Here is a 15534-nt window from a genome sequence, read left to right as displayed (position 1 = left end):
ATGGCCTAGTCTGTATCGGAACAGAGTGAGGTCACTCACCGATGCTGCTGCAAGGGATTTCATGAAGGGAAAACGGACGCTCGAAACGCCCAGGCTCCTGGGGCTCATCTGGCCATTTATCGCCGTGGTGCTGTTCCAGGCCCTGCTTGGCAGCATGAGCCTGTATGCCTTGTCGGCCATGCGCGCCTATGTGGCGGGGGAGAGCCTCTGGTCCAAGGGGCAGAAGGACGCGATCTACTACCTCAGCCTGTATGTCGACAGCCGCGACGAGGAAAACTTTCGCAAGTACCGCCAGGCGTTTGCCATTCCCGAAGGCAGCCATCGCCTGCGCCTGGCCCTGGACCTTGATCCGCCGGATCTGGAGGGGGCTCGGCAGGGCATTCTTGCCGGCGGCAACCACCCTGACGACGTCGCCAGCGTGATCTGGTTCTACCTCAACTTCCGTCATGTCAGTTACCTGGAGAAGGCCATCGACCGCTGGCAGGTGGGGGACAGCTTCCTGCAGGAGCTGGACACCCTGGCGAGCGAGATTCACGCGGGTATTGCCGCCAGCCGCGCCACGCCCCGCGATCTGGTGGCCTGGAAGCAGCGCATCGTTGCCATCAATGACAACGTGACCCCCGCCGCCCGGGCCTTCAGCGACGCCCTCGGCGAAGGCTCGCGCATGCTCTTGCGCCTGCTGCTGTTGACCAACCTCGCCACCGCAGCATTCCTGATCGCCCTGGCCTGGCTGCGTTCGAGCAAGCTGCTGGCCCAGCGCCAGGCCTTCGCCAGCGCCTTGCAGGTGGAAAAGGAGCGGGCGCAGATCACCCTGGCCTCGATTGGCGACGGGGTCATCACCACCGATGTCGATGGCTGCATCGTCTACATGAACCCCGCCGCCGAGCAGTTGACCCACTGGGATGCGCTGCACGCCCAGGGCCTGCCGCTGGCGGCGCTGTTCAGCCTGCTCGATGACAACTCCGAGAAGGACAGCCTGACCCTCACCGAACATATCCTCAACGGCGCGCTGTGCGGCGGCTCCGAGCATGTCCGGCAGATCCAGCGCCTCGACGGCAGTACCGTGGCGGTGGCCCTGGTGGGTGCACCGATCATCAGCGAAGGGCGGATCAGCGGTACCGTGCTGGTGCTGCACGACATGACCCAGGAGCGCCAGTACATCGCCAACCTGTCCTGGCAGGCGACCCACGATGCCTTGACCGGGTTGTCCAACCGTCGTGAATTCGAGTACCGCCTGGAGCAGGCGCTCGGGGAACTGAGCCGGCACGGCGGCCGGCATGCCCTGATGTTCCTTGATCTTGACCAGTTCAAGCTGGTCAACGACACCAGTGGGCATGCCGCCGGCGATGAGTTGCTCCGGCATATCTGCGCGGTTTTGCAGTCGGCCCTGCGCGAGGGCGATGTGCTGGCCCGGCTCGGCGGCGACGAGTTCGGTGTGCTGTTGCACGATTGCCCGCCGGAGCAGGCCGAGCGGATTGCCGAGAACCTGCGCCAATCGGTGCAGAGTCTGCATTTCGTGTGGAAGGGACGGCCCTTCATGAACACGGTGAGCATCGGCCTGGTCCACCTCGACCAGGCGCCGGACTCACTGGAGGCGGCGCTGCGTGCCGCCGACATGGCCTGCTACATGGCCAAGGAGAAGGGGCGCAACCGTATCCAGCTGTATCAGGCCGACGATACCGAGTTGTCGATGCGCTTCGGCGAGATGGCGTGGATCCAGCGCCTGCATATCGCCCTGGAAGAGAACCGCTTCTGCCTGTACGCCCAGGAAATTGCCGCACTCGATCCCGGCAGCGATGGCGGTGGGCACCTGGAGATCCTGTTGCGCCTGCATGATGAAAGCGGGCGGATCATCCTGCCCGATAGCTTCATTCCTGCCGCCGAGCGCTTCGGGCTGATTACCGCGCTGGATCGCTGGGTGGTGAACAGCGTGTTCAAGATCATCCGCCAGTGTCTCGACGATGGCGTGCAGGGGCCGCTGGCCATGTGTTCGATCAACCTGTCGGGCAACAGCATCGGTGACGACAAGTTCCTCGACTACCTGCGCCGCCAGTTCAGCGAACATGGCATTCCGCCTGAATTGATCTGTTTCGAAATAACCGAGACCAGCGCGATTGCCGATCTCGGTAGTGCGATTCGTTTTATCAACGAATTGAAAGGATTGGGTTGCAAATTTTCCCTTGACGATTTTTGCGCCGGAATGTCGTCGTTCGCGTATCTGAAACATTTGCCTGTAGACTTCCTCAAGATCGACGGAAGTTTCGTCAAGGATATGCTCGACGACCCGATTAACCGGGCGATGGTCCAGGTGATCAACCACATCGGCCACGTCATGGGTAAGCGCACCATCGCCGAGTTTGTCGAGACGCCGTTGATCGAACAGGCTTTGCGGGAGATCGGTGTCGACTACGCCCAGGGCTTCCTGATCGAGCGGCCCCAGGTCTTTTCCTGCACCAGCCTGCAGCGTCGGCGCGACGCGGCCAGGCCCGTGCTGTTCGGATCGCCGGGGGCATTGCGCTGACGCTTCTATCCAAATCACAAGGACAAGGAGCTGACAGTGATTGATGCCTTTACCCGGACCGGTCCATTGATGGACGCCACCAGTTATCCCCTCTGGGCCCAGCGCCTGATCCAGGAATGCAGCGCGAGCAAGCGTCGTGTGGTGGAACATGAGTTCTACCAGCGCTTGCGCGACGGCCAGGTCTCCAGCCGGACCATGCACCAGTACCTGGTGGGTGGCTGGCCGGTGGTCGAGCAATTCTCGGTGTACATGGCCCGCAACCTGACCAAGACCCGCTACGCCCGCCATCCCGGCGAGGACATGGCGCGGCGCTGGCTGATGCGCAATATCCGTGTCGAACTCAACCATGCCGACTACTGGGTGCATTGGTGCGAGGCCCATGGCGTGAGCCTGGAAGATCTGCAGGCGCAGGACGTGCCGGCGGAATTGCAGGCGCTGAGCGACTGGTGCGTGCACACCTGTGCCTCGGACTCGCTGGTGGTAGCCATGGCGGCGACCAACTATGCGATCGAAGGGGCGGTGGGTGAGTGGTCGGCGGTGGTCTGTTCGACCGATACCTACGCCATGGGCTTCCCCGAGGAAAACCGCAAGCGCGCGATGAAATGGCTGCGAATGCACGCGCAGTACGACGATGCCCACCCGTGGGAAGCGCTGGAAATCATCTGCACCCTGGCCGGCAACAGTCCGGGCAAGGCCTTGCAGAACGAGCTGAAGCGGGCAATCTGCAAGAGCTACGACTATATGTTCCTGTTCCTCGAACGCTGCATGCAGCTGGAACACAGCGAGTCGAGCCAGGACGCCCGCCGCCGCGGCGCCCTGGCCTGAGTCGTTACTGGGCGTTGAACGCCTGGCCGTTGACCCCGGTGCTGTCCGGGCCCATCAGGTAGAGATAGACCGGCATGATGGCCTCGGGCAGCGGGTTGTCCTGCGGGTTTTCCGCAGGATAGGCCTGGGCCCGCATGCTGGTGCGGGTGGCGCCCGGGTTGACGCTGTTGGCCCGTACCGGGGCAACCCCTTCCAGTTCGTCCGCCAGGGTCTGCATCAGGCCCTCGGTGGCGAACTTCGATACGCCGTAGGCACCCCAGTAGGCGCGGCCCTTGCGCCCGACGCTGCTGGAGGTGAACACCACCGAGGCGTCCTCCGACAGCTTGAGTAGCGGCAGCAGGGTCTGGGTCAGCATGAACATGGCGTTGACGTTGATGTGCATGACGCGCATGAAGTTATCGCCGCTCAGCTGTTCCAGCGGCGTGCGCGGGCCGATGATCGAGGCGTTGTGCAGCAGGCCGTCGAGACGGCCGAAGGCGTTTTCCACCATCACCGCCAGTTCGTCGTACTGGTGCGGCAGGGCGGTTTCCAGGTTGAAAGGAATGACCACGGGCTGCGGATGGCCGGCGGCTTCGATCTCGTCGTAGACCGCAGCCAGGTTGGCCTCGGTCTTGCCCAGCAGCAGCACGGTGGCGCCATGGGCGGCGAAGGCCTTGGCCGCAGCCGCACCGATCCCGCGACCGGCACCGGTGACCATGATGACCCGGCCTTTGAGCAGTTCTGGGCGGGCGGAATAGTCGAACATGGGAGTTGCCTCGAAAAGGAAATGGCGTTCAGACGCCAGCGGGCCGGCATGCGAGCCGGCCCGGCATGGCCTATGGAAGGGTGATCAGCAGCCGCACAGGGCGCTGTCGAGCACCTTGCGCAGTTCCAGTGGGTGATCGACCACCACGTCCGCGCCCCAGTTGTTGGGGTTGTCCTCAGGATGAATATAGCCATAGCGCACTGCGGCGGTGCGGGTGCCGGCATCGCGGCCGGACTCGATATCGCGCAGGTCGTCGCCAACGAACAGGACGCTGGCCGGGTCCAGGCCGAGGGTTTTGCAGGCGAGAATCATCGGCTCCGGGTCGGGCTTGCTGTTCTTCACGTGGTCCGGGCAGATCAGCAGCGAGGAGCGTTCGGCCAGGCCCAGGCGCTGCATGATCGGTTCGGCGAAGCGCACCGGTTTGTTGGTGACCACGCCCCACAGCAGCTTGCCGCGCTCGATGTCCTGCAGCAGCTCTTCCATGCCGTCGAACAGCTTGCTGTGCACGGCGCAATCACGCTGGTAGCGTTCGAGGAATTCCAGGCGCAGCGGCTCGAACTCGGGAGCCTCCGGGTCCATGTCGAAGGTCGCCGCGACCATGGCCCGGGCGCCGCCGGAAATGACGTCGCGGATGAGCTTGTCGGCCACCGGTGGCAGGCCGCGCTCGGCGAGCATCGCCTGGCAGATGGCGATGAAGTCCGGCGCCGTGTCGAGCAGGGTGCCGTCCATGTCGAAAAGTACTGCTCGCAAACGCATGTTCATTCCTCGCGAAGGGTCTGGATCATGTAGTTGACGTCAACGTCGGCGGCCAGCTTGTAGTGCTTGGTCAGCGGGTTGTAGGTCAGGCCGATGATGTCCTTGACGCTCAGGCCTGCCGCGCGGCTCCAGGCGCCGAGTTCGGAAGGGCGGATGAACTTCTTGAAGTCATGGGTGCCGCGTGGCAGCAGCTTCATGATGTATTCGGCGCCGATGATGGCGAACAGGTAGGCCTTGGGGTTGCGGTTGATGGTGGAGAAGAACACCTGGCCACCGGGCTTGACCATGCGGAAGCAGGCGCGGATCACCGACGACGGGTCGGGGACGTGCTCGAGCATTTCCAGGCAGGTGACCACGTCGAACTGCTCCGGCATTTCTTCGGCCAGGGCTTCGGCAGTGATCTGCCGGTACTCGACGTTCACTCCGGATTCCAGTTGGTGCAACTGGGCTACCGCCAACGGCGCCTCGCCCATGTCGATGCCGGTCACCGTGGCGCCGCGCAGGGCCATGGCTTCGCTGAGGATGCCGCCGCCGCAACCGACGTCGAGGACCTTCTTGCCGGCCAGCTTGACCCGCTCGTCAATCCAGTTGACCCGCAGCGGGTTGATGTCGTGCAGCGGCTTGAACTCGCTTTCGCGGTCCCACCAGCGGTGGGCCAGGGCCTCGAACTTGGCGATTTCGGCGTGGTCGACGTTGCTCATGGAACAATCCTCTGAAGCTGTGAAAATTCGATGGGGCAGCGTTGCTGCCCGCAGGTCATTCGGTGTGCCCGGCGATGCGCCGGCCCCAGGCCGTGGCGCTCGCATGCAGGGCCTGTTCGTCCAGGCGGGTCAGGCGGCGCTCTTCGAGCAGCGCCTTGCCGGCGACCCAGACATGCTTCACGCAGTCGCGGCCGCAGGTGTAGATCAATTGCGACACCGGGTCGTAGATCGGTTGCTGGGCCAGGCCGCCGAGATCGAAGGCGACCAGGTCGGCGGCCTTGCCCACCTCCAGGGAACCGGTGATGGCATCCAGTCCGAGGGCGCGGGCGCCGTTCAGGGTCGCCATGCGCAGGGCCCGGTGGGCGTCCAGGGCGCTGGCCGAGCCCGCCACGGCTTTTGCCAGCAGGGCGGCGGTGCGGGTTTCGCCGAGCAGGTCGAGATCGTTGTTGCTGGCCGCGCCATCGGTGCCGATGGCGACATTCACCCCGGCCTGCCACAGGCGCTCCACCGGGCAGAAGCCGCTGGCCAGCTTGAGATTGGATTCGGGGCAGTGCACCACGCTGGTGTTGCTTTCTACCAGCAATGCCAGGTCGTCATCGCTGACCTGGGTCATGTGCACGGCCTGCAGGTTCGGCCCGAGCAGACCGAGGCGGGCCAGGCGCTGCAGCGGGCGTTCGCCGCGCTGGTCGAGGGCGTCGCGGACTTCGCTGGCGGTCTCGTGGACGTGCATCTGGATCGGTGCGTCCAGTTCGTCGGCGAGTACCCGGATCTTCTCCAGATGCTCGTCGTTGACCGTGTAGGGCGCGTGGGGGCCGAGGGCGATGCGGATGCGCGGATGATGGCGCAGGTCGCCGAACAGCTCGATGCCCAGGTGCAGGGCTTCGTCGAAGTCGCGTGCACCGGGGACGGGGAAATCCATCAACGGCACGCAGATCTGCGCGCGCATGCCGCTTTCGTGCACGCATTCGCTGGCGATCTTCGGATAAAAGTACATGTCGCTGAAACAGGTGATGCCACCCTTGAGCTGTTCGGCGATGGCCAGTCGGGTGCCGTCGCGGACGAAATCCTCGTCGACCCAGCGGTTTTCGGCGGGCCAGATGTGTTCGTTCAGCCAGGTCATCAGCGGCAGATCGTCGGCCATGCCGCGGAACAGGGTCATGGCGGCGTGGCCGTGGGCATTGACCAGCCCCGGCGCAAGCAGGCAGCCAGGCAGCTCGCGGACCTCGGTGGCGCTGAAGCGGCCAGCCTCGCTACGCGGCCCGATGAAGACGATCCGGCCGTCGTGTACGCCCAGGGCATGTTCCTCGAAGACCACGCCAGCCGGCTCGACAGGCACCAGCCAGGTCGGCAGGAGCAGCAGGTCGATAGGGGTGGTGGATCTGGGCATGGGGGGCGGATTTCCCTGGATCATGGGGTGGTGGCGAAGTATACCCGAGCGTCCGCGCTTGGGGCTCGTTATAATCGCCGGTTTTTGATGTCCGAATGACGGGGTGAGGCATGCGCGATCGACTTCTGGCTGCAGAGAAAGTAAGGGCCATCGATTGGCGTGATGGCACCCTTTACTTGCTCGATCAGCGCGCCTTGCCCTTCGAGGAGACCTGGCTGGCGTATACCGATGCCGCCGGCGTGGCCGAGGCGATTCGCTCGATGGTGGTGCGCGGAGCCCCGGCCATCGGCATCAGCGCCGCCTACGGTCTGCTGCTGGGCCTGCGTCGGCGCCTGGCCGAGGGCGGTGACTGGCGTGCAGCGCTGGAGGCTGATTTTGCTGCGCTCGGCGAGGCGCGGCCGACGGGCGTCAACCTGTCCTGGGCGCTGAATCGCATGCGCGAGCGCCTGCAACGGCTGAAAGAGGGTGACGATCCGTCGCAGGCCCTGGAGGCCGAGGCCCTGGCGATCCACGAGAGCGATCGCGAGGCCAACCTGAACATGGCGCAGCTCGGCATGGAGCTGATCCGCAAGTACCAGGGCAGCGAGCAGACCGTGCTGACCCACTGCAATACCGGCGCCCTGGCCACCGGCGGCTTTGGCACTGCGCTCGGGGTGATCCGCGCCGCCTGGCTGGACGGCATGATCGAGCATGTCTATGTCGATGAAACCCGCCCCTGGCTGCAAGGCACCCGGCTGACCGCCTGGGAACTGGCCAACGAGGGGATTCCGGTAAGTGTCAATGCCGACGCTGCCGCCGCGCACCTGATGAAGACCAAGGGCATCACCTGGGTGGTGGTCGGCGCCGACCGCATCACCGCCAACGGCGATGTGGCGAACAAGATCGGTACGTACCAGCTGGCGGTGAATGCCATGCACCATGGCGTGCGTTTCATGGTGGTGGCGCCGAGCTCGACCATCGACATGAGCCTGGCCAGTGGCGACGAGATCGTCCTGGAGGAGCGTGATGGCGATGAGTTGCTGGAAATTGCCGGGACTCGCATTGCGCCAGAGGTGGAAGCGTGCAATCCGGTGTTCGACGTGACTCCGGCGGACCTGATCGATGTGATCGTGACCGAGAAGGGCATCGTCGAGCGTCCCGATACGGCCAAGCTGGCGCAATTGATGTGTCGCAAGCGCCTGCATTGAGTCCATTTTCCCTCGTGCCAGGCGGCGCTTTGCCATACTCCCATGCCCCCGGCGACTGTGATAACATCCGGCGGTTTCCAAGAGCGCCCTGCGGGGCGTTCTTCACTACGCAGATCCATGGCATAACTCGTTGATTTGTCGTAAGTCGTCGCGCAGGAGGCCCTTCGCGACGGCGAGCTTCGTTCGTCCCATATGGATGTGACGAAGTTTCACCAGAAAAAGGAATCAGGCTTCTCATGGGCGAACTGGCCAAAGAAATCCTCCCGGTCAATATCGAAGACGAACTGAGACAGTCCTACCTCGACTACGCGATGAGCGTCATTGTCGGGCGTGCACTGCCCGATGCGCGTGATGGCTTGAAGCCCGTGCATCGCCGCGTTCTGTATGCGATGAGTGAACTGGGTAACGACTGGAACAAACCGTACAAGAAATCCGCCCGTGTGGTCGGTGACGTGATCGGTAAGTACCACCCCCACGGCGACACCGCGGTGTACGACACCATCGTGCGCATGGCCCAGCCTTTCTCCCTGCGTTACCTGCTGGTCGACGGCCAGGGCAACTTCGGTTCGGTTGACGGCGACAACGCCGCGGCGATGCGATACACCGAAGTGCGCATGGCCAAGCTGGCCCACGAACTGCTGGCCGACCTGCACAAGGAAACCGTGGACTGGGTGCCCAACTACGACGGCACCGAGCTGATCCCGGCGGTCATGCCGACCCGTATCCCCAACCTGTTGGTCAACGGCTCCAGCGGTATCGCCGTGGGCATGGCGACCAACATCCCGCCGCACAACCTCGGTGAAGTCATCGACGGTTGCCTGGCGCTGATCGACAACCCGGAAATCAGCATCGACGAACTGATGCAGTTCATCCCGGGTCCGGACTTCCCGACCGCCGGTCTGATCAACGGCCGCCAGGGCATCATCGAGGCCTATCGCACCGGTCGCGGACGCATCTACATGCGTGCCCGTTCCACCGTCGAAGACATCGACAAGGCCGGTGGCCGCCAGCAGATCGTCGTCACCGAGCTGCCTTACCAGCTGAACAAGGCACGCCTGATCGAGAAGATCGCCGAGCTGGTCAAGGAGAAGAAACTCGAAGGCATCACCGAACTGCGCGACGAGTCCGACAAGGACGGCATGCGCGTGGTCATCGAGCTGCGTCGTGGCGAAGTGCCTGAGGTCGTGCTCAACAACCTCTATGCCCAGACCCAGCTGCAAAGCGTGTTCGGCATCAACATCGTCGCCCTGATCGACGGTCGTCCGCGTCTGCTCAATCTCAAGGACCTGCTCGAAGCCTTCGTCCGTCACCGCCGTGAAGTGGTGACCCGGCGTACCGTGTTCGAACTGCGCAAGGCCCGTGAGCGTGGGCATATCCTCGAAGGCCAGGCGGTCGCGCTGTCCAACATCGACCCGGTCATCGCCCTGATCAAGGCCTCGCCGACCCCGTCCGAGGCCAAGGAAGCGCTGATCGGCACGCCGTGGGAATCCAGTGCCGTGCAGGTCATGGTCGAGCGCGCTGGCGCCGATTCCTGCCGTCCGGAGAACCTCGACGAGCAATACGGCCTGCGCGATGGCAAGTACTACCTGTCGCCGGAACAGGCCCAGGCCATTCTTGACCTGCGCCTGCACCGCCTGACCGGCCTGGAGCACGAGAAGCTGCTGGCCGAGTACCAGGAGATCCTCAACCAGATCGGCGAGCTGATCCGCATCCTCAACAGCGCCGAGCGCCTGATGGAAGTGATCCGCGAAGAACTGGAGCTGATCCGCGCCGAATATGGCGATGTGCGTCGTACCGAGATCATCGATGCGCGCCTGGATCTGACCCTGGGCGACATGATTCCGGAAGAAGACCGCGTGGTGACCATCTCCCACGGCGGTTATGCCAAGACCCAGCCGCTGGCGGCCTACCAGGCCCAGCGTCGCGGTGGCAAAGGCAAGTCGGCTACCGGCGTCAAGGACGAGGACTACATTTCCCACCTGCTGGTTGCCAATAGCCACACCACGCTGCTGCTGTTCTCCAGCAAGGGCAAGGTGTACTGGCTGAAGACCTACGAAATCCCCGAAGCGTCCCGTGCCGCCCGCGGTCGTCCGCTGGTGAACCTGCTGCCGCTGGACGAGGGTGAGCAGATCACCACCATGTTGCCGGTGGAGGAATACACCGAGGGTCACTACATCTTCATGGCCACCGCCAACGGTACCGTGAAGAAGACCCCGCTGGAGCAGTTCAGCCGCCAGCGCAGCGTCGGTCTGATCGCCCTGGAGCTGGACGAAGGCGACATCCTGATTTCCGCCGCGATCACCGATGGCGAGCGTGAAGTCATGCTGTTCTCCGATGGTGGCAAGGTCACCCGCTTCAAGGAGTCCGACGTCCGTGCCATGGGCCGTACTGCTCGCGGTGTCCGCGGCATGCGCCTGGCAGATGGGCAGAAGCTGATCTCGATGATCATTCCGGAAGAGGGCAGCCAGATCCTGACTGCCTCCGAGCGCGGCTACGGCAAGCGCACCGCGATCGCCGAGTTCCCCGAGTACAAACGTGGTGGCCAGGGCGTTATCGCCATGGTCAGCAACGAGCGTAACGGCCGCCTGGTCGGTGCGGTGCAGGTGCAGGAAGGTGAGGAAATCATGCTGATTTCCGACCAGGGCACCCTGGTCCGTACCCGTGTCGGCGAAGTCTCCAGCCTGGGTCGCAACACCCAGGGCGTGACCCTGATCAAACTGGCCAGCGATGAAACCCTGGTTGGTCTGGAGCGGGTCCAGGAGCCTTCCGACGAAGGCGAAGACGACGAGTTGCTGGATGCCGAGGCGGATGGCGACAACCTCGACGCGCCGCAAGCGGATGCTGCCGGTGAAGAAGAAGCGATACAGGACTGAGTTGTAGAACGCGTGAAATACGGAAGCGGGGCTGGTCCCCGCTTCCGCCGTTATCTTGAGCAGAGCGAGAGTGGATGTGAGCAAACGAGCCTTTAACTTCTGCGCAGGCCCCGCTGCGCTCCCGGACGCTGTTCTGCAGCGCGCCCAGGCCGAAATGCTGGACTGGAACGGCAAAGGCCTGTCCGTCATGGAAATGAGCCACCGTAGCGACGACTACGTGGCCATTGCCGAGCAAGCCGAGCAGGACCTGCGCGACCTGCTGTCCATCCCCTCCAACTACAAGGTGCTGTTCCTCCAGGGCGGTGCCAGCCAGCAGTTTGCCGAGATTCCGCTGAACCTGCTGCCCGAGAACGGCACTGCCGACTACATCGAGACCGGCATCTGGTCGAAGAAGGCCATCGAGGAAGCCCGTCGCTTCGGCAACGTCAATGTCGCCGCCTCGGCCAAGCCTTACGATTTCCTGGCGATTCCCGGTCAGAACGAGTGGTCGCTGACCCCGGGTGCCGCCTACCTGCACTACGCCTCCAACGAAACCATCGGTGGTCTCCAGTTCGACTGGGTGCCGCAGGCCGGTGACGTGCCGCTGGTGGTCGACATGTCCTCGGACATCCTCTCCCGTCCGATCGATGTTTCGCAGTTCGGCCTGATCTACGCCGGTGCGCAGAAGAATATCGGTCCGAGCGGCCTGGTGGTGGTGATCGTGCGCGAAGACCTGCTGGGTCGCGCTCGCAGCGCCTGTCCGACCATGCTCGACTACAAGATCGCTGCCGATAACGGCTCGATGTACAACACCCCGGCGACCTATTCCTGGTACCTGTCCGGCCTGGTCTTCCAGTGGCTGAAAGAGCAGGGTGGCGTCGCGGCGATGGAGCAGCGCAACCGGGCGAAGAAAGATCTCCTGTACGGTTTCATCGACAAGAGCGATTTCTACAGCAACCCGATCAGCGTCAACTCCCGCTCGTGGATGAACGTGCCGTTCCGCCTGGCCGACGAGCGCCTGGACAAGGCCTTCCTTGCCGGTGCCGATGCCCGTGGCCTGCTCAACCTCAAGGGTCACCGTTCGGTCGGCGGCATGCGTGCTTCGATCTACAACGCCCTGGGTCTGGAAGCCGTCGAAGCGCTGGTGGCCTACATGGCTGAATTCGAGAAGGAACACTCCTGATGTCCGAACAGGAACTCAAGGCGCTGCGGGTACGCATCGACAGCCTTGACGAGAAGATCCTCGAACTGATCAGTGACCGTGCCCGCTGCGCCCAGGAAGTAGCCCGGGTCAAGATGGGTTCCCTGGCCGAAGGCGAGGTGCCGGTGTTCTACCGGCCCGAGCGTGAGGCCCAGGTGCTCAAGCGCGTGATGGAGCGTAACCAGGGGCCGCTCGGCAACGAGGAGATGGCCCGGCTGTTCCGCGAAATCATGTCCTCCTGCCTGGCCCTGGAGCAGCCGCTGAAAGTGGCTTACCTCGGTCCTGAAGGCACGTTTACCCAGGCCGCGGCGATGAAGCACTTCGGTCATGCGGTGATCAGCAAGCCGATGGCGGCGATCGACGAGGTGTTCCGCGAAGTGGCTGCCGGTGCGGTCAACTTCGGCGTGGTGCCGGTCGAGAACTCCACCGAGGGTGCGGTCAACCATACGCTCGACAGCTTCCTTGAACACGACATGGTCATCTGCGGCGAGGTCGAACTGCGTATTCACCATCACCTGCTGGTGGGCGAAAACACCAAGACCGACAGCATCACCCGCATCTATTCCCATGCCCAGTCCCTGGCCCAGTGCCGCAAGTGGCTGGATGCGCACTACCCGAACGTCGAGCGCGTCGCGGTGGCGAGCAATGCCGAGGCGGCCAAGCGGGTCAAGGGCGAGTGGAACTCCGCTGCCATTGCCGGTGACATGGCGGCCGGCCTGTACGGCCTGACCCGTCTGGCCGAGAAGATCGAGGACCGTCCGGACAACTCCACCCGGTTCCTGATGATCGGCAACCAGGAAGTCCCGCCGACTGGCGACGACAAGACCTCGATCATCGTGTCGATGAGCAACAAGCCGGGCGCGTTGCACGAACTGCTGGTGCCGTTCCACGAGAACGGTATCGACCTGACGCGTATCGAGACCCGTCCTTCGCGCAGCGGTAAATGGACCTACGTGTTCTTCATCGATTTCGTCGGCCATCACCGCGATCCGCTGATCAAGGCCGTGCTGGAAAAGATCAGCCAGGAGGCGGTTGCCCTGAAAGTGCTGGGTTCCTACCCGAAAGCGGTGCTTTGAGGCGTGGCAATACGTGATGTTTTGAACAGGGTCCGAGCTCAGTGATTGAAGTCGAAACGCAAAAGAGCGGGCCGCTGATCGGTCGGCTGGTAGTCGTGGGCCTGGGGCTGATCGGCGGCTCCTTCGCCAAGGGCGTGCGCGAAAGCGGCCTTTGTAGCGAAGTGGTCGGCGTCGACCTCGATCCGCAGTCGCGCAAGCTGGCAGTGGAGCTGGGGGTGGTCGACCGCTGCGAGGATGACCTCGAGGCAGCCTGTGTCGGTGCTGATGTGATCCAGTTGGCGGTGCCGATCCTGGCCATGGAGAAGGTGCTGGCCCGTCTGGCCGGCATGGACCTCGGCCAGGCAGTGCTGACCGACGTTGGCAGCGCCAAGGGCAACGTGGTGCGCGCCGCTCGTGCGGTCATGCCGGAGCGCCTGGCGCAATTCGTGCCTGGTCACCCGATTGCCGGTTCCGAGCAGAGCGGGGTGGAGGCTTCCAATGCCGAGTTGTTCCGTCGACACAAGGTAATCCTCACGCCGCTGGCCGAAACCGATCCCCAGGCATTGGCGCTGGTCGATCGGCTGTGGCGCGTGCTGGACGCGGATGTCGAGCACATGCAGGTCGAGCGGCATGACGAAGTGCTTGCTGCTACCAGTCATTTGCCTCACCTGCTGGCGTTCGGCCTGGTCGATTCCTTGGCCAAGCGCAATGAAAACCTCGATATCTTCCGCTACGCTGCCGGCGGTTTCCGTGACTTCACGCGGATAGCAGGAAGCGACCCTGTAATGTGGCATGACATTTTTCTCGCCAATCGCGAGGCAGTCTTGCGCACACTGGACACTTTTCGCAGCGACCTCGACGCCTTGCGCGATGCGGTCGATGCAGGGGATGGGCACCAATTGTTGGGCGTATTCACTCGCGCCCGGGTTGCCCGCGAGCATTTCAGTAAAATCCTGGCCCGTCGGGCCTATGTGGACGCTATGAACTCCAACGACCTGATTTTCCTGGCACAACCTGGTGGCCGTCTGTCCGGACGCATTCGCGTTCCTGGCGACAAATCGATTTCCCATCGCTCGATCATGCTCGGCTCCCTCGCCGAGGGCACCACGGAAGTCGAAGGCTTCCTCGAAGGCGAGGATGCCTTGGCGACCTTGCAGGCCTTCCGTGACATGGGGGTGGTGATCGAAGGTCCGCACCATGGTCGCGTCACGATTCACGGCGTCGGCCTCAATGGCCTGAAGCCGCCGCCTGGCCCTATCTACCTGGGCAACTCCGGTACCTCGATGCGCCTTCTGTCCGGCCTGCTGGCGGCGCAGAACTTCGACACCGTGCTGACCGGCGACGCCTCGCTGTCCAAGCGCCCGATGAACCGTGTCGCCAACCCGTTGCGGGAAATGGGTGCAGTCATCGAAACCGCCGAGCAGGGCCGCCCACCGATGACCATTCGTGGCGGACACGCGCTCAAGGCGCTGACCTACACGCTGCCGATGGCCAGCGCCCAGGTCAAATCCTGCCTGCTGCTGGCTGGTCTGTACGCCGAAGGCAAAACCACCGTGACCGAGCCGGCCCCGACCCGCGACCATACCGAGCGCATGCTGCGCGGCTTTGGTTACGACGTGAATGTCGAAGGGCCGACTGCTTCGCTGGTGTCCGGTGGCAAGCTGACAGCCACCCATATCGAAGTGCCGGCTGACATTTCCTCGGCGGCCTTCTTCCTGGTGGCGGCGTCGATCGCCGAGGGTTCCGAGTTGGTGCTGGAGCACGTCGGTATCAACCCGACCCGTACCGGTGTCATCGACATCCTGCGTCTGATGGGTGGCGACATCACTCTGGAAAACCAGCGTGAAGTCGGTGGCGAGCCGGTGGCTGACCTGCGTGTTCGTGGTGCGAAGCTGAAAGGCATCGAGATTCCCGAGCACCTGGTTCCCCTGGCGATCGATGAATTCCCCGTGCTGTTCGTCGCTGCCGCCTGTGCCGAAGGGCGCACCGTGCTGCGTGGCGCCGAGGAGCTGCGGGTCAAGGAATCCGACCGTATCCAGGTCATGGCCGATGGCCTGCTGGCTCTGGGCGTGAAGTGCGAGCCGACCGCCGACGGCATCATCATCGATGGGGGCGAGATCGGTGGTGGCGAAGTCCATGGTCACGGTGATCACCGCATCTCCATGGCCTTCAGTGTCGCTTCGCTGCGCGCTACCGCGCCGATCCGCATCCATGACTGCGCCAACGTCGCGACCTCCTTCCCGAACTTCCTCGCCCTGTGCGCCGAAGTCGGTATTCGCGTTGCTGAAGAGGGTAAATCGTGAA

The 15534-nt window shown here is 63.6% G+C and carries 11 protein-coding genes; 7 read left to right on the top strand and 4 right to left on the bottom strand.

The annotated features are described in order from the left end of the window. Positions 1-61: 61 nt before the first annotated feature. Positions 62-2521 (top strand): EAL domain-containing protein, encoded by a 2460-nt coding sequence (locus ACODSK_RS09325; RefSeq protein WP_489015549.1) that lies wholly within the window; start codon positions 62-64, stop codon positions 2519-2521. 36 nt (positions 2522-2557) lie between these two features. Next, entirely contained in the window at positions 2558-3346 is a 789-nt protein-coding gene (locus ACODSK_RS09320) for an iron-containing redox enzyme family protein (protein WP_489015547.1), read from the top strand. A 4-nt stretch (positions 3347-3350) separates the two neighbouring features. On the opposite strand, the gene ACODSK_RS09315 is transcribed toward ACODSK_RS09320, so the two are convergent. From ACODSK_RS09315 to ACODSK_RS09300, 4 genes are all read right to left on the bottom strand, one after another. Continuing rightward, on the bottom strand, positions 3351-4091 hold the full coding sequence (locus ACODSK_RS09315) for a YciK family oxidoreductase (RefSeq protein WP_489015546.1): 741 nt from the start codon (positions 4089-4091) through the stop codon (positions 3351-3353). Positions 4092-4175: 84 nt separating this feature from the next. Further along, positions 4176-4847: an N-acetylmuramic acid 6-phosphate phosphatase MupP gene (gene mupP, locus ACODSK_RS09310; RefSeq protein WP_489015545.1), complete on the bottom strand. Its 672-nt coding sequence runs from the start codon at positions 4845-4847 to the stop codon at positions 4176-4178. Positions 4848-4849: 2 nt separating this feature from the next. Then, positions 4850-5548: a bifunctional 2-polyprenyl-6-hydroxyphenol methylase/3-demethylubiquinol 3-O-methyltransferase UbiG gene (gene ubiG, locus ACODSK_RS09305; RefSeq protein WP_042122517.1), complete on the bottom strand. Its 699-nt coding sequence runs from the start codon at positions 5546-5548 to the stop codon at positions 4850-4852. 55 nt (positions 5549-5603) lie between these two features. Next, a complete protein-coding gene (locus ACODSK_RS09300; protein ID WP_489015543.1) occupies positions 5604-6935 on the bottom strand; it encodes a TRZ/ATZ family hydrolase in 1332 nt (443 codons plus the stop codon). 110 nt (positions 6936-7045) lie between these two features. Between ACODSK_RS09300 and mtnA the strand changes: the two genes are divergently transcribed. From mtnA to ACODSK_RS09275, 5 genes are all read left to right on the top strand, one after another. Beyond that, positions 7046-8122 carry an S-methyl-5-thioribose-1-phosphate isomerase gene (mtnA, locus tag ACODSK_RS09295; protein ID WP_489015542.1) on the top strand — a complete coding sequence of 359 codons (1077 nt, stop codon included), beginning with the start codon at positions 7046-7048 and terminating at the stop codon, positions 8120-8122. A gap of 236 nt (positions 8123-8358) precedes the next feature. Continuing rightward, the gene (gyrA, locus tag ACODSK_RS09290; protein ID WP_489015541.1) at positions 8359-10995 is read left to right on the top strand and encodes a DNA gyrase subunit A; all 2637 of its coding nucleotides are present in this window, start codon (positions 8359-8361) and stop codon (positions 10993-10995) included. Between the two features lie 76 nt (positions 10996-11071). Then, the gene (gene serC / locus ACODSK_RS09285; RefSeq protein WP_489015539.1) at positions 11072-12157 is read left to right on the top strand and encodes a 3-phosphoserine/phosphohydroxythreonine transaminase; all 1086 of its coding nucleotides are present in this window, start codon (positions 11072-11074) and stop codon (positions 12155-12157) included. After that, positions 12157-13251, top strand: a complete 1095-nt coding sequence (gene pheA, locus ACODSK_RS09280) for a prephenate dehydratase (protein WP_009407557.1) — start codon at positions 12157-12159, stop codon at positions 13249-13251. The genes serC and pheA overlap by 1 nt, the downstream gene beginning before the upstream one ends. A gap of 74 nt (positions 13252-13325) precedes the next feature. After that, positions 13326-15533, top strand: coding sequence for a bifunctional prephenate dehydrogenase/3-phosphoshikimate 1-carboxyvinyltransferase (locus ACODSK_RS09275; RefSeq protein WP_489015625.1), 2208 nt, complete (start codon positions 13326-13328; stop codon positions 15531-15533). Position 15534 lies beyond the last annotated feature (1 nt).

Source organism: Pseudomonas sp. FG98 (genome assembly GCF_057808595.1).
The sequence above is the reverse complement of the archived record's forward strand: the minus strand, read 5'-3'. Positions and strand labels throughout refer to the sequence as shown.